The sequence below is a fragment of the Agromyces aerolatus genome, from assembly GCF_031432255.1.
GTDB lineage: Bacteria > Actinomycetota > Actinomycetes > Actinomycetales > Microbacteriaceae > Agromyces.
Genome location: NZ_JAVKGQ010000004.1, coordinates 150,038 through 173,297 on the forward strand (window position 1 = coordinate 150,038; position 23,260 = coordinate 173,297).

At 72.3% G+C, this 23,260-nt stretch carries 22 protein-coding genes; 10 read left to right on the forward strand and 12 right to left on the reverse strand.

Annotated features, from left to right (window positions below; genetic code table 11):
• Positions 1 to 59 precede the first annotated feature (59 nt).
• From RH864_RS07250 to RH864_RS07260, 3 genes are all read right to left on the reverse strand, one after another.
• The gene (locus RH864_RS07250) at positions 60 to 830 is read right to left on the reverse strand and encodes a hypothetical protein (RefSeq protein ID WP_310516860.1); all 771 of its coding nucleotides are present in this window, start codon (positions 828 to 830) and stop codon (positions 60 to 62) included.
• A 288-nt stretch (positions 831 to 1,118) separates the two neighbouring features.
• Positions 1,119 to 1,778, reverse strand: coding sequence for a response regulator transcription factor (locus RH864_RS07255; protein ID WP_310516861.1), 660 nt, complete (start codon positions 1,776 to 1,778; stop codon positions 1,119 to 1,121).
• On the reverse strand, positions 1,765 to 4,434 hold the full coding sequence (locus RH864_RS07260; protein ID WP_310516862.1) for a histidine kinase: 2,670 nt from the start codon (positions 4,432 to 4,434) through the stop codon (positions 1,765 to 1,767). Before RH864_RS07260 ends, RH864_RS07255 begins: the two co-directional genes overlap by 14 nt.
• A 130-nt stretch (positions 4,435 to 4,564) precedes the next feature.
• Here RH864_RS07260 and RH864_RS07265 point away from each other — a divergent pair, with 130 nt between their 5' ends.
• Complete coding sequence (locus RH864_RS07265) at positions 4,565 to 5,620, forward strand: alpha/beta hydrolase (protein ID WP_310516863.1); 1,056 nt, start codon at positions 4,565 to 4,567, stop codon at positions 5,618 to 5,620.
• A 112-nt stretch (positions 5,621 to 5,732) separates the two neighbouring features.
• On the opposite strand, the gene RH864_RS07270 is transcribed toward RH864_RS07265, so the two are convergent.
• Positions 5,733 to 6,686 (reverse strand): NAD(P)/FAD-dependent oxidoreductase, encoded by a 954-nt coding sequence (locus RH864_RS07270; protein WP_310516864.1) that lies wholly within the window; start codon positions 6,684 to 6,686, stop codon positions 5,733 to 5,735.
• 71 nt (positions 6,687 to 6,757) lie between these two features.
• Here RH864_RS07270 and RH864_RS07275 point away from each other — a divergent pair, with 71 nt between their 5' ends.
• The 5 genes from RH864_RS07275 (at position 6,758) to RH864_RS07295 (ending at position 11,320) form a co-directional block, all read left to right on the forward strand.
• Positions 6,758 to 7,390: a helix-turn-helix domain-containing protein gene (locus RH864_RS07275; protein WP_310516865.1), complete on the forward strand. Its 633-nt coding sequence runs from the start codon at positions 6,758 to 6,760 to the stop codon at positions 7,388 to 7,390.
• A gap of 48 nt (positions 7,391 to 7,438) precedes the next feature.
• Positions 7,439 to 8,119, forward strand: a complete 681-nt coding sequence (locus tag RH864_RS07280; RefSeq protein ID WP_310516866.1) for a TetR/AcrR family transcriptional regulator — start codon at positions 7,439 to 7,441, stop codon at positions 8,117 to 8,119.
• The gene (locus RH864_RS07285) at positions 8,116 to 9,003 is read left to right on the forward strand and encodes an alpha/beta fold hydrolase (protein ID WP_310516867.1); all 888 of its coding nucleotides are present in this window, start codon (positions 8,116 to 8,118) and stop codon (positions 9,001 to 9,003) included. The genes RH864_RS07280 and RH864_RS07285 overlap by 4 nt, the downstream gene beginning before the upstream one ends.
• A gap of 63 nt (positions 9,004 to 9,066) precedes the next feature.
• Positions 9,067 to 10,293 (forward strand): GyrI-like domain-containing protein, encoded by a 1,227-nt coding sequence (locus tag RH864_RS07290; protein WP_310516868.1) that lies wholly within the window; start codon positions 9,067 to 9,069, stop codon positions 10,291 to 10,293.
• Positions 10,294 to 10,402: 109 nt separating this feature from the next.
• Positions 10,403 to 11,320, forward strand: a complete 918-nt coding sequence (locus tag RH864_RS07295; protein ID WP_310516869.1) for an oxygenase MpaB family protein — start codon at positions 10,403 to 10,405, stop codon at positions 11,318 to 11,320.
• A 397-nt stretch (positions 11,321 to 11,717) separates the two neighbouring features.
• On the opposite strand, the gene RH864_RS07300 is transcribed toward RH864_RS07295, so the two are convergent.
• The 8 genes from RH864_RS07300 to RH864_RS07335 all read right to left on the reverse strand — a co-directional run bounded on the left by RH864_RS07300 (position 11,718) and on the right by RH864_RS07335 (position 19,299).
• Positions 11,718 to 12,473, reverse strand: coding sequence for a GntR family transcriptional regulator (locus tag RH864_RS07300; RefSeq protein WP_310516870.1), 756 nt, complete (start codon positions 12,471 to 12,473; stop codon positions 11,718 to 11,720).
• A 102-nt stretch (positions 12,474 to 12,575) separates the two neighbouring features.
• A complete protein-coding gene (gene deoC / locus RH864_RS07305) occupies positions 12,576 to 13,286 on the reverse strand; it encodes a deoxyribose-phosphate aldolase (RefSeq protein ID WP_310516871.1) in 711 nt (236 codons plus the stop codon).
• Between the two features lie 74 nt (positions 13,287 to 13,360).
• Entirely contained in the window at positions 13,361 to 13,816 is a 456-nt protein-coding gene (rbsD, locus tag RH864_RS07310; protein WP_310516872.1) for a D-ribose pyranase, read from the reverse strand.
• 45 nt (positions 13,817 to 13,861) lie between these two features.
• Positions 13,862 to 15,403, reverse strand: a complete 1,542-nt coding sequence (locus RH864_RS07315) for a sugar ABC transporter ATP-binding protein (RefSeq protein WP_310516873.1) — start codon at positions 15,401 to 15,403, stop codon at positions 13,862 to 13,864.
• On the reverse strand, positions 15,403 to 16,431 hold the full coding sequence (locus tag RH864_RS07320; RefSeq protein WP_310516874.1) for a sugar ABC transporter substrate-binding protein: 1,029 nt from the start codon (positions 16,429 to 16,431) through the stop codon (positions 15,403 to 15,405). Before RH864_RS07320 ends, RH864_RS07315 begins: the two co-directional genes overlap by 1 nt.
• Positions 16,432 to 16,528: 97 nt before the next feature.
• Positions 16,529 to 17,539: an ABC transporter permease gene (locus tag RH864_RS07325; RefSeq protein ID WP_310516875.1), complete on the reverse strand. Its 1,011-nt coding sequence runs from the start codon at positions 17,537 to 17,539 to the stop codon at positions 16,529 to 16,531.
• Positions 17,536 to 18,468 (reverse strand): ribokinase, encoded by a 933-nt coding sequence (locus tag RH864_RS07330; protein WP_310516876.1) that lies wholly within the window; start codon positions 18,466 to 18,468, stop codon positions 17,536 to 17,538. Before RH864_RS07330 ends, RH864_RS07325 begins: the two co-directional genes overlap by 4 nt.
• A gap of 246 nt (positions 18,469 to 18,714) precedes the next feature.
• Positions 18,715 to 19,299 carry a helix-turn-helix domain-containing protein gene (locus tag RH864_RS07335; protein ID WP_310516877.1) on the reverse strand — a complete coding sequence of 195 codons (585 nt, stop codon included), beginning with the start codon at positions 19,297 to 19,299 and terminating at the stop codon, positions 18,715 to 18,717.
• Positions 19,300 to 19,385: 86 nt separating this feature from the next.
• On the opposite strand from RH864_RS07335, the gene speB reads away from it, so the two are divergent.
• The 4 genes from speB to RH864_RS07355 all read left to right on the forward strand — a co-directional run bounded on the left by speB (position 19,386) and on the right by RH864_RS07355 (position 23,060).
• Positions 19,386 to 20,342, forward strand: coding sequence for an agmatinase (speB, locus tag RH864_RS07340; RefSeq protein WP_310516878.1), 957 nt, complete (start codon positions 19,386 to 19,388; stop codon positions 20,340 to 20,342).
• A gap of 54 nt (positions 20,343 to 20,396) precedes the next feature.
• Positions 20,397 to 20,864, forward strand: a complete 468-nt coding sequence (locus RH864_RS07345) for a nuclear transport factor 2 family protein (RefSeq protein ID WP_310516879.1) — start codon at positions 20,397 to 20,399, stop codon at positions 20,862 to 20,864.
• Between the two features lie 36 nt (positions 20,865 to 20,900).
• Positions 20,901 to 22,295, forward strand: coding sequence for a purine-cytosine permease family protein (locus RH864_RS07350; protein ID WP_310516880.1), 1,395 nt, complete (start codon positions 20,901 to 20,903; stop codon positions 22,293 to 22,295).
• A 132-nt stretch (positions 22,296 to 22,427) separates the two neighbouring features.
• Positions 22,428 to 23,060 (forward strand): cyclase family protein, encoded by a 633-nt coding sequence (locus RH864_RS07355; protein ID WP_310516881.1) that lies wholly within the window; start codon positions 22,428 to 22,430, stop codon positions 23,058 to 23,060.
• The last annotated feature ends 200 nt before the right edge of the window (positions 23,061 to 23,260 follow it).

Genomic DNA, 23,260 nt, shown 5'->3' on the forward strand with positions numbered 1-23,260 from the left:
CCCGGCCCTCATGGGAGGAGAGCCGGGCCGGTCGCCGGATGTCGCGCCGGGGCGCAGGGTCAGCGCTTCGCAACGAGGCGGATGCCGGCGACGATGAGCGGGGCGTAGCAGAGGGTCGCGGCGACGACGCCGACGGGGCCGCCGAGGACGGCGGGCAGGATCCAGGGCAGGAAGGCGACGGGTGCGATCCACCACGAGATCGCCCTGGCGCGGGCGAGACCGAGTGAGAGGCCCGCGATGCCGAGGATGCCGCACGCCATGCCCGAGTACTGCCAGATCGCGACGGATGCCTCCTTCGCGGCCGCATCGACCGCGGCGGCGCTCTCGATCGGCAGGAAGTTGCCCATGCTCACGAGGAACCAGTCTGAGAGCAACAACCCCGACATCTGGATCGCACCGAACGCGAGCACGACCGACGCGATCGACATCCATACCCGGCCGCGTCGACCGCGCACGAGGCCGAGTGCCGCGATCGCGCCGAACGCGAGCGCAACCCACCCGTAGTGCAGGAAGTTCGCCGACGCGAGGCTCAGCGCCGGATCCGCCGCGAGCGAGGCGATGTAGCCCTCGTTCCCGGGCGCGGTCTGCTGCGGCGAGGTGAGCATGCCGCCGGCGAACAGCAGCGGCGCCGCGATGAGGCCGAGGCCGCCGAGGCGCTGCAGCCGATTGGGTCGCACCGGTCCGAGGTCGCCGCCGCGCTTCGCGCGAGGTGCCGCCGAGGCATCCGCCGCCTTGCCGCGCACCGCGAGCACCGGCACGCCCTCGCGGGGGCGCGGGGCCGCGACGGGCGTGCTGGCTTCGGTCACCATGCTGGGGTCGAAGAGGTTCATGATCTGGCCTTCCTGTGTGTGGGCGGCCGCTCTTCGGCCGTGATCCCAGATTCCCGGGGGCGTGCCCCGGGCCCACAGGGAGCGCCGTCCCGCGGATGTCCCGACCACCGCCCGGGACATCCGGCGTGATCCGATGCGTCGGCTCGACTCCTGGCGCTAGGCCCCCGCTGCCCTGCTGACCGCGCCCGCGCCGACCGTCAGCGCCAGGCACGACCGTCGTCGCTGGCGCAGACCGTACGAGCCGGCGCGGCAGCGCACCCGGTCGAGCCGGACGCAGGCAGACGGCAGCTACCCGCGCCCGAGGCCCGCATCGCGGGCGCGCACGATCGCCTCGGCGCGGTCGGCGACCTGCAGCTTCGCGAAGATGTTCGACACGTTATTGCGCACGGTCTTCGGCGAGAGGAACAGCGCCTGCGCGATCTGCGGGTTCGACCGCCCCGCCGCGAGGAGGTCGAGCACCTCGCGCTCGCGCGCGGTCAGCTGCGGGAACACCTCGGCGGGCGAGTTCGCGGGCCCTGCGGCGAAGAACGCCGCAACGCGCTGCGCGATCGCGGCGCCGAACACGAGCTCACCGCCCGCGACGGCCCGGATCGCGCGCAGGATCTCGTGCTGGCTCGCGCCCTTCACGAGGTACCCGCGCGCCCCGGCCCGCATTGCCGCGAACACGGTCTCATCGTCCTCCGACATCGTGAGCACGACGACGGCGAGATGCGGATGCCTCGTCACGAGCTCGCGCGTCGCGGCGATGCCGTCGAGGTTCGGCATCTGCACGTCCATCACGACGACGTCGAGCTCGTGCTGGTCGATCGCGCGCAGCGCCTCCTCGCCGTCGGCAGCGGTGCCCGCGACCGCGACCTCACCCGTCGAGTCGAGCAGCATCGACAACCCGTCGCGGTAGACGGGGTGATCGTCGACGAGCAGCACCCGGATCGGCTCAGTCTCGGACATCGGCGGTCGCCTCCTCGGCGTCGGGATCGGGATCAAGGCCGGTGAGTACGGATGTCTCGGCCGGCACGGATGTCACGGTCGGCACGGATGCCTCGGCCGGGACGGATGCCTCGGGCGGGACGGATGCTTCGGTCGGCACGGATGCCTCGGCCGGGACGGATGTCTCGGGCGCGACGTCGTCCGCCGCCGCGATCGGCAGCAGTGCGACGACCAGCGTGCCGGCCCGCTCCGCGTTGGAAATCGAAAAGTGGGTTGGAGACGCGGAGGGCGGAGCTCCAACCCACTTTTCGTCTTCCATCACACGTTCGTGCGCCATCGCGTCGGCGGGGCCGGCGGGGCCGGCGGGGCCGGCGGGGCGGGCGGCGACGATCGACAGGGTGCCACCGAGCTCCTCGGCGCGCTCGCGCATCGACCGCAGCCCGACGCCGCGCGTCACATCGGCCGGGATGCCGTGGCCGTCGTCGACGACTTCGACGCGGAGCATCCGCTGACCGTGAGGCCCGCCCTGGGCCCGGGCTACCTGCCATGCGCCGGACTCGCCACGCGGCGCCGCCACTCCGCCGGCTCCCTCGGAGCCACGGCGCACGTCACCCGGCGTCTCGTCTCGGCCGGCCGTCGGCGCTTCAGGGTCCGATGGCGTGCCGGCTCGCGTCACGTCCACGCGTCGAGACCGAGGCATCCGCCCCGAATGGATCCGCCCCGAATCCATCCGCCCCGGATCGACCCGCCCAGGCCCGACCGAAAGCCGCACGCGCACCCGTGTCGCGCCCGCATGCTTGCGTGCGTTCGCGATCGCCTCGGCGGCGATGCGGTACGCGGCGACCTCGGCGGCCGCCGGCAGGTCGCGCGGCAGCGCGGCCTCGACCGAGACGGAGACACCACCGCCGGACAGGCGTTCGCCGAGCTGCTCGACGGCCCGCGCGAGCCCGAGGTCGTCGAGCGCCGGCGGCCGCAGGTCGTGCGCGATGCGTCGGATCTCGGCGATCACCTCGGTCTGCTCGTCGATCGCGGCGTCGAGCAGTTCGAGCGAGCGTGCGGGCTCGCGCGAGACGAGATTGCGGGACGTCTCGAGCCGCAGCTTCACACCCGCGAGCAGCGGCCCGAGGCCGTCGTGCAGGTCGCGGCGGAGCCGCGAACGCTCCGCCTCGCGGGCGAGCACGAGGCGTTCGCGGATCTCCTGCAGTTCGCGGCCGAGCTCGGCGTTGCGGATCGCGGCGGCCGCGAACTGCACGAGGTCGCCGAGGAGCTGCTGGTCGCGCGCCGAGACGACGGGCCGGCGGCCGGACTCCATCTCGATGCGCCCGATCGTCTCGCCGGCGTAGTCGATCGGGAAGACCACGAGGTCGGCGACGCGCGCGCCCGACTCCGCGGCGAGCATGCTGGCGTCGGTCGTGCGCCCGGTCTCGGCCGCCAGTCCGCCGGCGCGGGGCACGCCGGCCTCGGCGCCGTCGACGCCCGCGCGCGCGAGCTCGACCCGCACGAACCGCGCGCCGAACGCGTCGGCGATCGCGTCGGCGAGCGCCGCGACCCGTCCGGCGCCGTCGGGGGCTGCCTCGAGTCGCCTCCCGAGCGAGGACACCACGTCGTACGGGTCCGCCCGGCGGCCGCTGACGAGCCGGCTCGCGAACCCGAACAGGCGGCCGCGGAGCGGCGCGTACGCCACGGTCACGACGATCACCGCGAGCAGCATGGCCACCCGGTCGTCGATCGCGCTGCCGATCGCGAGGACGAGCAGCACGTCGACCGCGACGATCGCCGCGACGAGCACGGCGTAGACCAGCGTCCACGACAGCAACCGGTCGATCGCGTACAGCCGGTACCTGGTCACGGCGACCACGACGGATGACGCGATGAGTCCCTGCGTGACCGCGAGCAGCACGTCGACGACCTGGGTCGGCACGAACGGGAAGATCGCGAGCGCGGCGACGAACACCGCGCCCGACCACAGCAGCCAGCGCAGCTGCGCGCGCTCATCGGCCGACGCCCCGAAGCGCCGGCTCACGCACACGACGAGCGCGAGCACGAGGCTCGCCATGAGGCACGGGCCCGAGGCTGCGAGCAGCGCCGTCCACGCGGCATCCGGAAGCGGCAGCGCGAGCGACCACCCGCCGAACACCTGGAGCAGCTCGGCACGCGCGGGCTCGTCCTCAACGAGCGCCGACGGCGGCGAGAACATGAACGCGACCGGCATGACGAGCCCCAGCGCGATCGCCGCGATCGACACGACGCGCCAGCCGCCGCGTCGCAGCCGACCGTCGGGGAAGAGCACCAGCAGCAGGGTCACGGGCAGGATCAGCACGGACCCGGCCCGGGTGAAGAACCAGAACGCGGGCGCCGCCCACCACGCGTCGCGGTCGGTGAACCACGCCAGGTTCACGGCCGCCGACGCGAGCCCGTCGACGACCCACAGCGCGCCGAAGCCCGCGAGGACGACGGCGATCGGATGCCACGGCAGCCGCCACAGCAGAAGGCACCCGGGGATCAGCAGCGCGAGCCCGGGCAGCACACCCGACCACCCCGCCGACATCGGCGGCTCGGAATACGTTGGCAGCACGGCGAGGTCGATCGCGATCGCGACGACGCCCGCGACCAGCGCGACGCCGGCGACGACGAGCGCCGCGACCCGGCTCGAGGTGCGGCGCGCGTCGGGTGACATGCGCTCATGCTGGCAGCAGGGATGTCCCGTTGTCACGGGACCACGGTCCCGTCTGCGTCGCACGCCTTCCGCGAGGTCTCGCACGGCCCCGCCCTAGACGTGACCGCCGCATCTCCGCTTCGATGGGGGAGTGGCCCCCATCGACTCGACCCTGCTCGCCATCCCCGCCGGCGCGGAGGACGTGACCGTCGTGCGTGCCATCGACGGCCTGAGCTACATCGACCCCGACGATCCGGCGATGCCGTCGTACCGGGTCATCGCGAACAACCGGCAGCCCGTCGCGCTGCGCGACATGATGATCAAGCCCGTGCGTACGGGCTACATCGGCGCCGATCAGCCCAAGCCCGACCCGGCGCTCGTCCCGCCGTCGGGCGCCGAGGCGGTGCCCGACGTCGACGTGACGGTCGTGTATCTGCCGGTCCGCGACGGGGTCGCGTGCGCCCGGGTGTACCGGCCGCAGGCGGCGGCGCCGGAGGCATCCCTGCCCGTGATCCTCTACGTGCACGGCGGCGGGTTCACGGTCGGCTCGAGCGACGACACCGACTATCTGACACGCCGGCTCGCGCGCGACAACGGCGCGCTCGTGGTGTCGGCCGACTACCGGCTCGCGCCCGAGTACCCGTTCCCGACGCCGCTCGACGATGTCGTCGACGTCTACCGGTTCCTGACGACGGATGCCTCCCGCCTGGGCGGCGACGCCGCCCGCATCGCGGTGGCCGGGGACTCGGCGGGGTCGAACTATGCCGCGGTGATCCCGCTCGTCGCGCGCGAGCGCGGGCTGCCCGCGCCGAGCGCGGTCGTCATGCTGGGCGCGTTCGTGGACTTCGTGCAGGAGCGGTGGGACTCGTTCCAGCGGCTCGCGCCCCGCGGCATCGTGTACGACAGCGCGTTCTTCGGATTCATCCGCAGCGCCTACCTGCCGACCACGCCCTGGACCGAGCCGCTCGCGAGCCCGATCTACGCCGACCTGTCGGCCTACCCGCCGGCGTACCTGACGGCGGGCACGCACGATCCGATCGTCGACTCGGCGAAGGCGTTCGTCGAGCTGCTCGACGGCCATGGCCTGCCCGCCGTCGGCTACTGGCCCGAGGGCATGCCGCACGGGTACTACTTCTTCCCTGGCGTGCACGCCGAGGGTGACACGGCGTACGGGCAGGTGCGCGCTTTCCTCGGTCGACACCTGTAGCGAGTGCCGTCGCCGGTCGTCGGCACGCGCAGGCGACACACCGGGCGGATACCCCGGGCGGGCGGTGTGTCGTGCGGTGCTGCCGACGACTGGTGACGGAGTCGTGCCGTGCTCAGAGCGCGTACGGGCTCGCCGCGACGGCGGCCCGCACCTCTTCCTCGACGAGGTCCGCGTTCAGCATGGCGCCGGCCATACTGCCGGCCGACAGGGCATAGGGCACGGAGGAGCGGCCGTCGGTGAGGTTGCCGGCGGCCGAGAGGCCGGGCACGCTCGTGCGGCCCATCGCGTCGACCTGCACCCAGTCGACGCCGTCGGGCCCGGTGGCGAAGTCGGCGCCGAGCGCGCGGGCGAGGGCGTCGTTCGGCTCGGGGGTGGGGCTGACGAAGATCACGTCGGCGTCGAGCTCGCGGCCATCGGCGAGCCGGATGCCTCGCACCGCACCCGTCCCGTCGGCGAGGACGCGGTCGACCGGCCGGTCCTCGACCGCGACGCCACGCGCGACCAGCCCCTGCCGCGCCTCCGGCGCGAGCTCGAACCCGTGCGCGAAGAACGTCACGTTCGCGGAGAGCTGGCGCAGCAGCTGGGTCGCGTGCACGTAGGCGGGCGTGGTCGCGAGTACCGCGATGCGACGGTCCCGCTGCTCCCAGCCGTCGCAGTAGGGGCAGAGGAACGCGCCGCGCCCCCACTGCTCGGCGAGGCCGGGCACGTCGGGGAGGGCGTCGCGCAGGCCGGTCGCGAGGAGCATCCGTCGCCCCTCGTGCCGCTCGCCGTCGGCGAGCGTGACCGTGAAGCCGCGCTCGAGGTCGCCGGCCGCCTCGACGATCTCGCCCGACCGGATCACCACGCCGTCGTAGCGGCCGAGCTCGGCGCGGCCGGCCTCGAGCAGGTCGAGCGGCGACGTGTGGTCGCGGCCGAGCACGCCGTGCATGTGCCCGGCGAATCGGTTCCGCGGCGCGCCCTCGTCGATGACGAGCACGCGCCGGCGCGAACGCCCGAGCATGAGAGCGGCGCTGAGGCCGGCGCTGCCGCCGCCGGCGATGATGACGTCCCAGGTGGTGTGCTGCATGATCCGATCGTGCCTCGGCGTACCATGAAACGGCAAGCAGCTTTGCCGGAACAGCAACGAACGGATGCCCCATGGCCGACGCCGACCCGTCCACCTCCGACCCGTCGAACCCGCCCGACCCGTCCGTCGCCGAGCTCGACCGCATGCTCGACGGTGTCGCGCCGAGGTTGCGGGCGCTGCGCGCCCGGCGCGACCTCACCCTCGCCGAGCTGTCCGCACAGACGGGTATCTCGGTGAGCACGCTCTCGCGCCTCGAGTCCGGCGGGCGCCGCCCGACCCTGGATCTGCTCGTCCGGCTCGCGGCGGTGTATCGCGCGAGCCTCGACGACCTCGTGGGGGCGCCGCAGATCGCCGATCCGCGCATCCACCCCAAGGCGATCTATCGCAATGGTCGCGCGATGATCCCGCTCACGCGGAGCAACCCCGACCTGCACGCGTTCAAGATGGTGCTGCCGGGGCATCCGCCCGGCGAGCCCGTCGAGCAGCGCTCGCACGGTGGCTACGACTGGATCTACGTGCTCAGCGGGCGCGTGCGGCTCGCGCTCGGCGATGAGGAGTTCGTGCTCGAGGCCGGCGAGGCCGCCGAGTTCGACACCCGGACGCCGCACGGCACCGCGAGCGCGTCGCTCGAGCCGGCCGAGATCCTCAACCTGCTGACCCCGCAGGGGGAGCGCGTGCATGTGCGCGGCCCCGGCGTCGTGTAGCCTGTAGTGACCAGAATATGATCTCTGGTCACTACGGAAGGGTGACGGATGCCGCGACCACTCGTTCCCGAACGCCGGCGCCGCATCCTCGACGCCGCGCGTGAGCTGACCCTCACCGAGGGCTGGCCCGGCATGACCATCGCGCAGATCGCGTCGCGTGCCGGCATCGGCAAGGGCGCGGTGTATCTCGAGTTCGCCGACAAGCCTGCGATCCTCGACGCCGTGCTCCGGCGTAGCATGCGCGAATCGACGGCGGCCGTGCACGCCCGCGTCGTCGAGGCGCCCGGGCTCGTCGACCTCCCCGCGATCTACCGGTTCGGTGTCGAGGCGCTGCTGGACGATCCGCTCATGCTCGCCCTCTACGCGGGCGACGAGCGCGTGCTCGGTGCCCACGTGCAGGACGTGGCGGACGACCGCTATCCGACTCGAACGGCCTGGCTGGCGGACTACGTCGGCCAGCTGCAGCGTGCGGGCGTCATCGACCCCGCGATCGAGGCCGACGTGATCGTGCGCGTGCTGAGCGTGTTCACCGTCGGCCTCATCCACTCGGCGGGCGTGCTCGGCGCCGTGACCCCCGAGCGGCTGCGGGAGAGCGTCGAGCTGTTCGCCGGCGTCGTCGGTCGCGGGCTCGCGCCCGGCCGCCCGGCCGATGCTGCCACCGCCCGTGCCGCCCAGCTGGCGCTGATCGAGCGGCTCAGCGGGCAACTCGATGCGATGGAGGAACGATGACCGACCTGTTCGCGACCCACACCGACCTGACCGTCGCGGGCGGACCCGTACGTCTGTACCGCGGCGGCGACACCGGCCCGCCGCTGCTCCTCCTGCACGGCGCCATGCTCGACACGGCGCAGGGCGTGTGGCGAGGCGTCGCCGCCGAGCTGTCCGCCGACTCCCGCGTGCACCTCATCGACCTGCCGCGGCACGGCGGCAGCCGGCCGTGGCGCGGCGTGCTCGACGACGCGTTCTACGGACGGTTCCTAGATGAGCTGCTCGATGCGCTCGAGCTCGAGCGGGTCGCGCTGATCGGGCTGTCGCTCGGCGGCGGCGTGGCGACGAGCTACGCGCTGCGTCGCCCCGAGCGGGTGAGCGCGCTGCTCGCGGTCGGGCCGGGCGGCCTCGGCGCGAAGCGCCAGGCGCAGTTCCTCACCTGGCTCTTCATGCGCACGCCGGGGGCGCTGCGGCTGACGACGCGGTACCTCGCCCGGCGCCCCGAGGCGATCAGGAAGTCGATGACGGCGAACCTCGTCGAGGGCGAGCGTACGCGCGACTTCGACGACATCCTCAGGCTCGCCACCGAAGAGGCCGTCGCGAAGGAGCGGCACGGCGAGCTCGCGCTCGACGACTGGCAGATCCACTCGTACGGTCCGTTCTCGATGCGCCTGAACCTGCTGCCCGAGCTCCCGCGCCTCGCGGTGCCCGCACTGTGGGTGCGCGGCGACCGCGACCCCCTGGTCGGGCACGCCGAGCTCGCGGCCGCCGCCGAGGCGGCACCCGGCTCGCGGCTCGTGACGATGCCCGACGCCGGCCACATCGTCACCTACGACCGGCCCGACGAGTTCACGCGCCTCGCGCGCGAGTTCCTCACGAGCGCCCTCGACCCGCGACGATCCTGACCTCCCGCCGGTCCGAGCGCGGATGCCTCGACCGCGACGTTACCCTAGCGCTAGAGTAGCGCCATGCTGACCGACGCCGAGCTCGCGCTCATGGGCCTGCTCGCCGAGGAGCCGCGGCACGGCTACGACCTCGAACGCCTCATCCAGGAGCGCGGCGTGCGCAACTGGACCGCGATCGGCCACTCGTCGATCTACTACCTGCTGCGCAAGCTCGCCGCGCGCGGGCTCCTCGAGATCCGCGGAGCGAAACCCGCGCCGCGCACGCGCGCGACGTACCACCTCACCGAGCAGGGCGAGCGCACCATGCGCCAGGCGGCGTTGGAGGCGATCGCCATGCCCACGCCGCGACACGATCGCGTGCTCCCCGGCGTCGCCGTCACGCCGATGCTCGACCCCGACGTCGTCGTGCGCTCGCTCGGCGTGCGCCGGACGGCGCTCGAGGCCGACCTCGCCGGCATCGAGGCGGCGCAGCGCATGCTCGGCGACGTGCCCGCGCCCGCCGAGCTGCTGTTCGACTACGGCGTGAGCATGATCCGCGCCGAGCTCGGCTGGATCGAGCGGACCATCGCGGTCCTGCAACGAGCAGCGGGTGCCGACGAGACATCCGCCCACCCGGCCCCGCCCCGCGGCCCGGGCGAACCCGAAGGAGTCCCCGTGCCCGACGAGAAGTACGACGTGAAGCGCGCCCAGAAGGCGCCCTACGCCCCCTCGGCGAAGGACTTCGTCCTCGTCGATGTGCCGCCCATGCGCTATCTCGCGGTCGACGGGCACGGCGACCCGAACACCGAGCCGGCCTACGCGCGCGCGGTCGAGGCGCTCTACGGCACCGCGTACACCCTGAAGTTCCGCAGCAAGAAGGAGCTCGGCCGCGACTTCGCGGTCGCGCCGCTCGAGGGGCTCTGGCGGGCGGACGACCCCGCCGCGTTCGTCACGCGCGACAAGCGCGCGTGGAGCTGGACCATGCTCATCGCGCAGCCCGACTGGATCGACGAGCAGCTCGTGGCCGACGCCGTCGCGGCCGTGCGCGCGAAGGCGAAGGGCGAGCCGGCGAACCCCGCGCTCGACCTCGTGCGGCTCATCGAGCTGCACGAGGGCCGCTCGGCGCAGATCCTGCACCTCGGCTCGTACGACGACGAGGGGCCCACGCTCGCCCGCCTCCACGACGAGTGGATGCCCGCCCACGGCCTGACCTTCAACGGCGACCACCACGAGATCTACCTCAGCGACCCCCGTCGCACCGCGCCCGCCAGGCTCAAGACGATCCTGCGCCAGCCCGTTCGCGACGCCTGACGGCACGCTGCCGGTCGTCGTCACGATCTGCGGGTGTCATCGCGGGCGAACCCGCGAATGGTGACGGGATTCGAGCCATTCATCCGGGTGAGACGGGGTACGGTCGAGTATGGGTGCGAAGGGGCGATCCGAGGCCACCGGCCGCTGGCGGCTGCGGAGTCGGTCGCGGCGGTCGCATGAGGAGCTGCCCGCGTGGACCGTCGCGCTCGCCGAAGGCGAGGATGCGGGGTTCTTCGGTCCGGGCAGCGCCGTCTGGGCGGTCAACGGCTCGCTGCCGACGCTCGTCGCGGGCATCCGCGCGCTGCTGCTGCAGACGCTGCACCCGGGGGCGATGGCGGGCGTGCACGACTGGTCGCGGTACTCCGAGGACCCGCTCGGCCGGCTCGACGGCACGATCCGCTGGGTCGCGACGACGACGTTCGGCGACCGGCGCGCGGCGACGGCGGCGTCCGTGCACGTCGCGCGGCTGCATGAGCGGGTCGCGGGCACGTATACGGATGCCTCGGGCGCGGAGCGCCCCTACTCGGCGGGCGATCAGGAGCTGCTGCGCTGGGTGCACGACGCGTTCACGGAGGCGTTCCTCGGGGCGCACGAGGTCTGGGGCGGGACGATTCCGGGCGGCCCCGATGCGTACGTGCGGGAGTGGGCGCAGGCCGGCCGGCTCATGGGCGTGACGGATCCGCCCGAGTCCGTGGCCGAGCTGCACGCCGAGCTCGAGGAGTTCCTCGCCGAGGCGAAGGTCGACGAGCGGGTGGTGCAGGCCGTGCGCTGGTTGCGACGGCCGGGACTGCCCGGTCTCACGGGGTTCGCCTACCCGATCCTGTTCGGCGGCGCGGTCGCGTCGCTGCCCCGGAGCATCCGCTCGCTGCTGGGCCTGCGCCGCCCGTGGTGGCCCGCGATCACGCTCACGCGCCTCGCGCTCTGGATCGCGGCACGAGTGCTCGGATCCGACTCGCCGAGCGAGCGCAACGCCCGCGCGCGCATCGCACGCCTCGAGCTGCAGCAGGGGTTCGGCCGCGCGGCCTGAACGCCGCGCGCGCCGCGCGCCGTCCGCCGCGCGCCGCGTGGCTGGAGGCCCGTCGAACGGTCGCAGATGGCGGGTGCGAGGCCGGGACACCCGCCATCCGCGACCGTTCGCGAAGAAAGTCTCGGGGCCCGCACGCGCCGTGCGCCGCACGCCGTCCGCCGCGTGGCTGGAGGCCCGTCGAACGGTCGCGGATGGCGGGTGCGAGGCCGAGGCACCCGCCATCCGCGACCGTTCGGTGAAGGGAGTCTCGGGGCCCGTCCGCGCCGCGCGCCGTCCGCGCCGCGCGCCGCGCGGCTGGAGGCCAGTCGAACGGTCGCGGATGGCGGGTGCGAGGCCGGGGCACCCGCCATTCGCGACCGTTCGGCGAGGGGAGTCTCGACGGGGCTCGCGGGGTGCGTCAGCGCCGCGAGAGCAGCGAGGTGACGCGCAGGCGACCGGAGTGGATCCAGACGTCGGAGTACTCGACGGGCCGGTCGTCGGCGAGGTAGGTGACCTGCTCGAGGTACTGCACGGGTGCGCCGACCGCGAGGTCGAGCAGCGTCGCCACGTCGCCCGCGGCGGCCTCGGCGCTGAACGTCCGGCGTGCGGTGGCGATCTTCAGGCCGTACGTGCCCTCGAGCGTGCCGAACAGGCTGCTCTCCGCGAAATCGACGCCCTCGATGCCGGGTGCGAAGTCGGTGCGCACGTAGTTGTACAGCAGCACGACGGGGCCGCGCTCGGTCGAGCGGAGCCGCACGAGCTCGAGGACCTTGCCGCCGGACGGCACCTCGAGCAGCGCCGCGACCGGCTTCGGCGGATCGATGAGCCGGCACTCGAGCACGGTCGTGCGGGTGGCGACGCCCTGGTTGGCGAAGTCTTCGGAGAGCGTGCTGAGCTTCTGCGCGATCGCGGGCTCGATGGTCGTCGAGGTGACGAACGTGCCCTTGCCGCGGATCTGCCGGAGCAGCCCTTCCTCGATGAGTGTCGTGAGCGCGCGGCGGAGGGTGCCGCGGCTGACGCCGAGCTCGGCGGCGAGCTCGGGCTCGCTCTTGAGCCGGTAGTGCGCGGGCCACTCGCCCGACGCGATCCGCGCCCGGATGCCGCCCGAGATCTGTGCGTGGATCGCGACCGGCAGGCCTCGCTGGATTCCGGCGGCCTGCGTCGAATCGTCCACGTCGTCTCCCATAGCTCGTATCTGGATACACCGCCGACGGTCGTGAAGGCAACCGGGGCGGTCGGCGGGCGCCCGGCCGCAGCCGGACGCCCGCGACGTCGCTCAGTAGCTGACGGTGCTCTCGTCGCCGGTGTCGGTGATGATCGAGATGCCGGCGCTGGTGCCCAGCAGCACGGCGCCCGCGCCGAGCAGGTCGAGTGCCTGCCGGTACGACTTGATCGAGCCCGACGCCTTGACCTGCACGCCCTCGCGGGCGCGCTCGACGAGGTAGCGGACGCTCGCGGGGTTCGCCGTCTCGATCTGGCCGCTGCTGGCGTTCTTGAGGAACGCCGCGCCGGCCTCCTGCGCGAGCTCGACCGCGGTCTCCTTCTCGGCGTCGGTGAGCAGCGGCAGCTCGAGCATCACCTTGACGGGGATGCCCGAGGCGCGCACGACGCCCGCGATGTCCTCGCGGAACTCGTCGTACATGCCGCTCTTCAGCCAGCCGACCTGCACGCCGATGTCGAGCTGGGTCGCACCGAGGCGGGCGATCTCGGCCGCCTCGGCGGCCTTGCCCGCGCTCGTCATGACGCCGACGGTCGGGAAGTCGAGCGCCGACGCGATGCCGACGCCGGTGCCGGCGAGCTCGGCGGCGACGAGCGGAACCCACGATGCGGGGACCATCGCGGCGTTGAAGCCGTGCTCGACGGTCTCCTTGACGTGCGCGAGCATCTCGTCGCGGGTCGTGCCGACCTCGATCTTCGTGTGCTGGATGTAGGGCGCGAGCTCAGCGGGCGAGAGCGCCTGCTTCGACTCGAGGGTGGTGTCGGTCACGGGTGGTGCCTTTCTTCGGTGGTGGTGGGAGATCTCAGAGCTTCGACGCGCCGGTCAGAGCTCGGACTGGCCGCTCAGAGCTTGGACGCGTAGTAGTCGGGCGCGATGACGCCGTCGCCGCCGAACCACTTGGGCACGTCGACGCCGCAGAACAGGCCGATGTTGCCCCACGGCTCGAATGCGCCGGTGCGCACGATGACCTTCGCCTGGCGCGCGAGCTCGCCGAGCATGTCGGCGTGGCTGCGGGTCGTGAACTCCGCGTCGCCGAACCGCTCCTGCAGCCATTCGTCGAGGCGCGGGTTGTTCGAGACGACGTCCTCGGCGCGCACGACGCCCTCGACGACGAGCTCGTCGGCGATCAGACCGAGCACGGTGCGGAGGTCCGGCAGGTTCTCGGCGATCGCGAGGTCGACGCGGTGCGCGTCACGCGGGATCGGGAATCCCGCGTCGACGACCATGATCAGGTCGGTGTGGCCGAGGGTCGCGAGTGCGCCGCTCAGTTCGGCGTTCAGGATGCCGTTGCGCTTCATCGGGGTGGTCCTTTCGTTTCCGGATGTCTCGTGGGGGAGCGCGGGTCAGACGATCGCCGGCTCGGCGCCGGTCGCGAGCGTCATGATCGACTCCTCGGTGGCGTCGGCGGTGTCGACGAGTCCCGCGAGGCGGCCCTGGCTGAGCACCGCGATGCGGTCGGTGACGGTGAGCAGCTCGGGCAGGTCGGACGATGAGCAGACGATCGCCACACCGCGCCCGGCGAGCTCGAACAGCCGCTCGTAGATCTCGGCCTTCGCGCCGACGTCGACGCCTCGGGTCGGCTCGTCGAGGATGAGCACGCCGGGGTCGATCGACAGCCAGCGTGCGAGCAGGGCCTTCTGCTGGTTGCCGCCCGACAGGTTCGTGATCGGCTGGTCGATGCTCGCGGTCTTCACACGCAGCCGTCCGGCGAGCTCTCCGGTCCGGCGGTCGAACGCCCGCCGGCGCACGAGCCCGAGCCGGGAGAACGACTTCGCGACGAGCACGCCGATGTTCTCGCCGACGCTCATGGTCGTGAGCAGGCCCTGCGCGCGGCGTTCGCCGGGCAGGAACGCGAGGCGGCGTTCGACGCTCGCGATCGGGGAGCGACGCTCATACGGCGTGCCGAGGACCTCGACCCGGCCGCCGGTGCCGCGCGCGGCACCGAACACGTTGTCGAGCAGCTCGACGCGCCCCGAGTCCGGCAGCCCGGCGATGCCGAGGATCTCACCCGGCCGGACCTCGAAGGAGATGTCCTCGTGGCGGCGGCCGGACAGGCCGTCGAGCACGAGTGCGGGCGGGGCATCCGTTCGCGACGCGTCAGCCAGCTCGGCGCGCGCCGTGAACCGGTCGAGCTCGCGCCCGACCATGGCGGCGACCGCCTGTTCGGGCGTGACCTCGTCGCGCCGCCACGAGCCGACGTGCCGGCCGTCGCGGAGGACCTCGATCTGGTCGCACAGGGCGAACACCTCGGGCATGCGGTGCGAGACGTAGATCATCGTCGTGCCGCCCTGCTTGAGCTTCGCCATGAGCGCGAAGAGCCGGTCGGCCTCGGCGGGGGTCAGCATCGCTGTCGGCTCGTCGAGGATGAGCACGCGGCAGCCGCGCGCGATCGAGCGGGCGACGACGATGAGCTGCTGGGTCGCGAGGTCGAGCGAACGCACAATGGTGTCGGGCGCGATCGCCAGGTCGAGCTCGGCGAGGAGCTCGGCGGCCCGCCGGAGCATCCGTCGCTTGGAGGGGAACAGCCGGTTGCCGGGCTCGATGCCGGCCAGGATGTTCTCGGCCACCGTGCGATCGGGCAGGAGCGACAGCTCCTGCGGCACGATCGCGACGCTGTGCTTGGAGAGGACGGTGTTCGGGTCGTAGGAGGTGATCTGTTCTCCGAAGACCTCGATGCTCCCGCCGCTCGGCGGCTGCAGTCCGGCGAGGATCTTCAGGAGCGTCGACTTGCCCGCCCCGTTCTCACCGAGCAGGGCCGTGACCTCGCCCGCCGGGACGTCGAAGGAGACGTCCTGGAGTGCGGTGACCGGGCCGAAGTTGCGGCCGAGGTCGCGGATCGCGACGGCGACCTCACGGCGGGCGCCGAGCGGCGGGAGCGTGGTCATCAGCCCTCCACCGTGGCTTCTGCGAGGTTCGCCTTGGTGATGAACTGCGCGCCCGTGTCGACGCCCGTGATCTCGGTGCCGTCGGCGAGGAAGTCGGCGAGCACCTTCACGGCCTGGTAGCCCTGCTCGGCGGGGTTCTGGCTGATCGTGAACGTCACGACGTCGTTCGCGACGAACTCGGCGGTCTGGGGGAGCAGGTCGAAGCCGACCATGATGATCTGGCCCGCGTTGCCCGACTGCTGCACCCACTGGGCGGCCGCGGTCGTCGAGCAGCAGTCGAGGCCCGCGATCGCGACGACGCCGGTCTGGCCGGCCATGGTCGACTCGACCGTGTTGTAGGCGGCGTTCGGCTCGTTGCCGACGTTCACCGGGCCGACGATCTCGAGGTCGGTGCCCGAGAGGCCCTCCTCGAATCCGCCGAAGCGGTCGTGCGACCAGCCGGCGCCCGTGTCGAGCGAGAAGACGACGACCTTGCCGGTCGCGCCGTCGCCGAGCGTGGCCGCGAGCTCCTCGGCCTGCGCCTGGCCGGACGCCTTGAGGTCCTGGCCGACGAAGCCCATCTGCTGGGAGTCGGGGTTGTCGGTGTTGAACGAGATGATCGGGATGCCCGCCTCGTACGCCTGCGCGATGATCGGCTTGAGCGCGTCGCTCGAGGCCGACGAGACGGCGAGGCCGTCGACCGACTGCTGCTGGATCAGGGTCTGCAGCTCGGCGACCTGCTTGGCGGCGTCGCCGCCCGTCGGGCCGATGAGCTGCACGTCGGCGCCGAACTCCTCGCCCGCGCGGTTCATGCCCTCGCTGATCGGCGTCGCGAACGCGAGCGACGGGTCGTGGTAGCTGAGCTTGATGCGCAGCGGCTCGCCGCTGTCGACGCGCTCCTGGATGTAGTCGGCGAGCTGGAACTCGCCGCCGGCGGCCGTGGCATCGCTGCCCGACGTGATGGCGCCGCAGCCCGAGAGGGCGAGGGCGCCCGCCGCGGCGAGGGCGCCGGCCGCCAGGAGGCGGCGAGTGGTGGTGGTGAAGGACATCGGTACTCCTTTGTTGTCCGAGTGCAGGGTTGAGCGGGGATGGGATGGTGCGAGGGTCGGGTCGGTGATGGTGCGAGCGGATGCCTCGGCGCGACGCTCAGGCTTTGGACTTGCGTTTGCGCTGCCAGGTGTCCGCGGCGACGGCCGCGACGATGACGAGGCCGGTGACGACGGTCTGCCAGAAGGACGAGATGCCGTTGATGTTGAGGATGTTCTGCAGCAGGCCGATGAACGCGACGCCGATGATGGTGCCCCACATCGTGCCCGACCCGCCGAAGAGGGCCGCGCCGCCGATGATGACGGCCGAGATCACGGTGAGCTCGAGGCCGGTGCCGGTCACGCCCTGCACATAGGAGAGGAACGAGAGCCCGAGGATGCCGGCGACGGCCGCGGTGAGGCCCGAGAGCACGAACGCGGTGAGCTTGACCTTCTTGACGTCGATGCCGACGAGGCGCGCGGCCTCCTGGTTTCCGCCGACGGCGTAGGTGTTGAAGCCGAGACGCGAACGCGACAGCAGGATGACGCCGATCGCGGCGATCACGGCGAAGATGATCAGCTGCATCGGGACGACGCCGAAGAGCCGGCCCTGACCGAGCAGAGTGAACTCGGCGACGCCGGGGTCGCTCGAGCTCAGCGAGATCGGGGCGCCGTCGGAGATCAGCAGGGTCACGCCGCGGAACACGCTGAGACTGCCCAACGTCACGATGAAGCTCGGCACCCCGAGGAGGACGACCGCGAGCCCGTTCAGCAGGCCCGCGACGATGCCCACGCCGAGGCCGATGACCACGGCCAGCGGCCAGGCCAGGCCGGCCGCGATCGCCATGCCCGTCGAGATCGCCGCGAGCGCGTAGATCGAGCCCACGGAGAGGTCGATCTCGCCGTTCACGATCACGAACGTGGCGCCGATCGCCATGATGCCGATCTGGGAGATCTGCTGACCCACCGAGAGCAGGTTGCCGGTCTGCAGGAAGCTCGGCGACAGCACCGAGCCGAGGATGAAGAGCAGGACGAGCGCGGCGAACACGCCGGCCTCGCGTGCGTGCAGCAGCTTCCTGACGTCGAAGCCCGCGCGGCGTACCGGCGCGGCCTGGGTGGTGGTCGTGGTCATCGGGTGGCTCCGGTCTGGGTGGTGCTCGCGTTCGCGAGCTGATCGGGGGTGGGGAGGGCGGGGATGACGCCGGCGATGGTGACGGCGTGGGCGCCCGCGCGGGCGGCGTAGGCGGCGGCTTCGGCGAGCGAACGGCCCTCCGCGAGCGAGACGGCGAGCGCCGCGGTGAAGGAGTCGCCGGCTCCCGTGGTGTCGACCACGTTCGGCACGACGACGGGGGCGACCTCGGTGAGTCCGGCGTCGTCCGCGATGAGTGCGCCAGCGCTGCCGCGCGTGAGGACGATGCTCGCCTCGGTGCGGGCCTTGAGCCTCGCGATGAGCGCGGCGTCGTCGAGACCGTGGCCGGTGTCGAGTCCGAGGAGGATGGGGGCCTCGGTCTGGTTCGGCGTGAGCACGTCGATGAGCGGCCACGCCTCGTCGGGGAGCGCCTGCGCGGGTGCCGGGTTGAGGAGCGTGCGGGTGCCGCTCTCACGGGCGACGCGGAGCGCGGCGACGACGGCCTCGAGCGGGATCTCCATCGAGACGACGAGCAGGTCGGCCGCGGCGATCTCGGCGCGGAACGCCTCGACGGCACGGGTGTCGAGCAGGTCGAGCGCGCCGGGCGCGATCGCGATGCGGTTCTCGCCGGAGGGCTCGACGAGGATGAAGCCGACCATGGTCGCGGCGTCGCCGGTCACGAGCGTCTTCGAGGCGTCGACGCCCTCGTCGTGCCAGAGGCGTGCCGCAGCGCGGCCGTAGTCGTCGTCGCCCACCGCGGTGAGGAAGCTGACGTCGGCGCCGAGTCGTGCGGCTCCGATCGCCTGGTTGGACCCCTTGCCGCCGGGGCCCTCGCTGAACTGCCCGTTCGAGACGGTCTCTCCCGGTTCGGGGGAGTGCGGGACGCGCATCGTCAACCCGACGCCGTAGCTACCGACCACCGCGATCTTCATCGATTCACCATTACTTCTTCGTACGTGGACTGTTGGCTCACTTTGTATGTGGACAACTATGTACAAGCGAGTATGAACACGCGCGACGAAGGTGTCAAATCGCGCCGCCCTCCCGCTCGCTCCAGGTCGAGCGGTCGCAGATGGCGAGTGTGTACGCGGCGCACCCGCCATCCGCGACCGCTCGAGCGCTTTTCGTCGCGGATACGGCGCGGTGGGACAGGGCGGGCGAGTGCGGATGCCCCGGGGTCAGGCCGTGCCGCTCCACGACGCCGGCACGATGACCCACATGACCTCGGCGCCGGTGTCGGCGTCGGCCGACCAGTTGTGCGGCTCGCGCCCGGGGAAGGTGAGCGAGTCGCCCGCGGCGAGCGGCACCGAGCGGTCGACGAAGTGTGCGGTGAGCCCGCCGGTGAGCACGTGCAGCACCTCGACCTCGCTGGAGATCGTGTAGAGCTCGTGGCCGCCGGTCGCACCGGGCTGCATGGACGAGCGGATGATCTGCACACGCGACTCGCTGCGCGGCGACACGAGACGCTCGGTCACGAGCGTGCCGCCGAGGTTGATGAGCGGCGCGTCGTCGAGCGCGACCTTCTGGATCTCGGGTTCGGCGAACAGTGCGCCGACCGGCACCGACAGCACCTGGCACAGCTGGACGAGGGTCGCCACGCTCGGCGAGGTCTCGTCGCGTTCGAGTCGGCTGAGGAAGCCCTTCGTGAGCCCCGCGGTCGTCGCGACCTGGGCGAGCGAGAGACCCTGGGCGGTGCGTGCGTTGCGCAATCGGGCGCCGATCGCGACGCGCGACTCGCTCGGGTCGGGGTGGACCGGGCGCATGACTGGCCCTCCTTCGTTGACACGAGCGAGCGCGCGGTCGTACAGTGACCACACGGTTTACCCAAGAATACCGAGAGTTTACAAATATGCAACCCAGTCCTGACTCCGCTCCGATCGGCCCGGTCGACGCGAGCGTCGTCCCCCGCTTCGCGGGCATCGCCACTTTTGCGCGCCTTCCGCGCCTCGAGGACGTCGACCGCGCCGACATCGCGGTCGTCGGCGTGCCGTTCGACAGCGGCGTGAGCTACCGGCCGGGCGCGCGCTTCGGCCCGGCGCATGTGCGCGAGGCATCCCGTCTGCTCCGCCCGTACAACCCGGCGCAAGACGTCTCGCCGTTCGCGACCCAGCAGGTCGCCGACGCGGGCGACCTCGCGGTGAACCCGTTCCACATCGACGAGGCCGTCGCGCAGATCGAGGCCGGCGCCCGCGCGCTCGCCGACCGCGCCGACCGACTCGTCACGATCGGCGGCGACCACACGATCGCGCTGCCGCTGCTCCGTGCGGTCGCCGCGAAGCACGGCCCGGTCGCGGTGCTGCACTTCGACGCGCACCTCGACACGTGGGACACCTACTTCGGCGCGCCGATCACGCACGGCACCCCGTTCCGGCGGGCGTCGGAGGAAGGGCTCATCGACCTCACCGCGAGCATGCACGTCGGCACGCGCGGCCCGCTCTACGGCGCGGAAGACCTCAGCGACGACGCCCGGCTCGGCTTCGCGATCGTGACGAGCGAGGACCTCGAGGAGCACGGCGTCGCCGCCGCGATCGAACGCATCCGCACCCGGATCGGCGACGCCCCGCTGTACATCTCGATCGACATCGACGTGCTCGACCCGGCCCACGCGCCGGGCACCGGCACGCCCGAGGCGGGCGGGCTCACGAGCCGGGAACTGTTGCGCATCATCCGCTCCCTCGCCGACCGCCGCATCGTCGGCGCCGACGTCGTCGAGGTCGCGCCCGCCTACGACCACGCCCAGCTGACCGCCGTCGCGGCATCCCACGTCGCGTACGAGCTGATCAGCGCCATGTCGCCGCGCCCGTAGCATCCGCCGGCCCCACCGACCAGGACACCACCCAGCGACCGAAGGAGCACGCTCATGAGTGATCCGCAGACCTCCCGCCCCGGCCTGCACGTCGACCCGCTGCCGGGCCGGGAGCCCACCCGCGACGAGGTGCTCGCGGCCGCGGCCGAGGTCGTCGCGGCGTTCGCCGCGACCGACGGCGACCGCTACTTCGCCGGCTTCGCGCCCGACGCGACCTTCGTCTTCCACGCCGAGCCGGCACGGCTCGACGATCGCGCGGCGTACGAACGCCTGTGGGCCGGCTGGGTCGAGGGCGGATGGCGCGTGCTGAGCTGCGAGTCGACGAACCGGCTCGTGCAGACGTTCCCGGGCGGGGCCGTGTTCAGCCACGACGTCGCGACCGCGGTGGACACGGGCGACGGCGAGGACCGCGATCGGGAGCGCGAGACCATCGTGTTCCGCGCCGACGGCGACGGCCTCATCGCGATCCACGAGCACCTGTCCCCGGCTCCGGCCGAGGCATCCGCCGCCCCCGACGCCTGACCGACCCGTCCGACCCACCCGACCCCAGGAGAAGCAATGTCGCTCTACACCCGACTCGACCGCCGGCTCGAGGCTCAGGCCGACAACGCCGGCCCCGTGCGCGGCACCCTGTCGACGCCACGCATCGGCATGATCTGGCTCGCCGCGAACCTCGTCGTGACGACGCTGCTCACCGGCACCCTGTTCATCCCGGGCGTCGACTACGGCACCGCGCTCACCATGATCGTGATCGGCACGCTCGCCGGAGCGGTCGTGCTCACGACCATCGGCAACATCGGCACGCGCACCGGGCTGCCGACGATGGCGCTCACGCGCGGCGCGTTCGGCACGCGCGGCAGCCTGCTGCCGGTCGTCGCGAACGTCATCATCCTGATGGGCTGGAGCTGGGTGCAGGCCATGCTCGCGGGCGTCACGGTCGACTACCTCGTGTGGAGCCTCACGGGGTTCTCGAGCCCGATCCTGTTCTCGGTGCTCGCCCAGCTGCTCGTCGTGATCCTCGCGATCTTCGGGCACGAGGGCATCGCGAGAGTCGAGCCGTGGCTCGCCGTCGCCATGCTCGTCATCATCGGCTGGATCTTCGTGGTCGCGTTCACGACGTTCAGCCCGGCCGAGTTCCAGCAGATCCCCGTCGACGAGTCGATCGGGTACTCGCCCGTGATCGTGCTGGACATCGTGATCGCGACCGCGATCTCGTGGACGGTGCTCTCGGCCGACTTCAACCGGCTCGCGAAGTCGAGCAAGGCGGGCATCCTCGGCTCCGGCATCGGCTACACCCTCTCGACCGTGATCTCGATGACGCTCGGTCTCACGGCGTTCGGCTACGTGATCCTCGCCGGCGGCGACGCGGTCGCGTTCGACCCGGCGACCATCGTGGCCGAGTTCGGGGCGCCGCTCGCGATCGTGATCTTCCTGTCGGTCATGGCGACGAACACGATGGTCGTCTACGGCATGGTGACCTCGGTCGTGAACGCGCGCGTCGGCAGCCGCCTGAAGTTCCTGCCCACGGCGCTCGTGCTCGGCGCGATCTCGATCGTCGGCGCCACGTGGCTCGGGCTGCTCGACCAGTTCACGAACTTCCTGGTGCTGATCGGGGCGTTCTTCGTGCCGGTGTTCGCGATCATGATCGTCGACTACTACCTCGTGAAGCGACGCGCGTACACCGCGGACATCCTGACCCCGAAGGGCGGCCGCTACTGGTACGTCGGCGGCGTGAACTGGATCGCGGTCGCCGCGTGGGTGATCGGCGCGCTCGCGTCGTACATCTGGACGTTCGTCTGGCCCTCGCCGGTCGGCGCGACGATCCCGGCGTTCGTGCTCACGTTCGTGCTGTATCTCGTGGCGATGCTGCCCGACCGGGCAAGGCACCCGAAGGTGCCGAGCGTGCACCTGCGCGCCGGTGACGCCGAGGCCGCGCGGGCCGAGGTCGCGTGAGCCCCATCGGCCCGCGCACGCGCCGCGCGCCCTCGTGCATGCCGCGCGGGGTCGCGTGCATGCCGCTCGGCGAGCCGACGAGCGACGATTCGCGACCCCGCTCAGGGCGCGTGAGGGAGAGGTGGGGATGTGATGCGTGAGTTGAGCCATCGGATCGAGTCGGGGATGCAGGTGTACCCCGGGGATCCCGAGGTTCGCCTCGAGCCGGCGCTCGAGCTCGCGCGCGACGGCGTCGATGTCGCGCTGCTGCACCTCGGCTCGCACACCGGCACGCACGTGGATGCGCCGTCGCACACCGTGGCCGGCGGGCGTACGACGGGGCGGATCGCACTCGACGAGCTCGTCGGCGAGGCGCTCGTCGTGCATCTCGCGGCGCTCGCGCCGCGCCAGGTCGTCGCCCTCGCCGACCTCGACGCGGCGTTGGCCGGCGGGCTGCCGGAGCAGCTGCCGCCGATCGTCGTCGTCGACACCGGCTGGGCGTCGCGATTCGGGACGGATGCCGCGACGGAGCATCCGTCGCTCGATGCCGCCGCGGCGACCGAGCTGGTGCGCCGCGGCCTGCGCGTGCTCGCGGTCGACACGCTGAGCCCCGACCCCACGGGCGGCGACGGATTCCCCGTGCACGAGGCCGTGCTCGGTGTCGACCGGCTCATCGTCGAGAACCTCTGCGGCCTCGAGGGCCTGCCCGAACGCGTGCGCATCGGGTTCTTCCCGCTCCCGATCGACGCCGACGGCGCCCCCGTGCGCGCGGTCGCGTTCATCTGACGGCCCCTACGCCCCCGCACCCCGCGCCCTCTGCCGTCGCGAACGGTCGCTCGTGGTGAGTGATTCGCGGGGATACCCGCCATCTGCGCCCGCTCGGTTGCACCCGTGGTGGATCTGCCTGCACGCGTCTGTCGAACGGTCGCTCGTGGCGAGTGATTTTCGGTGATACCCGCCATCTGCGCCCGCTCGGTTGCACTCGT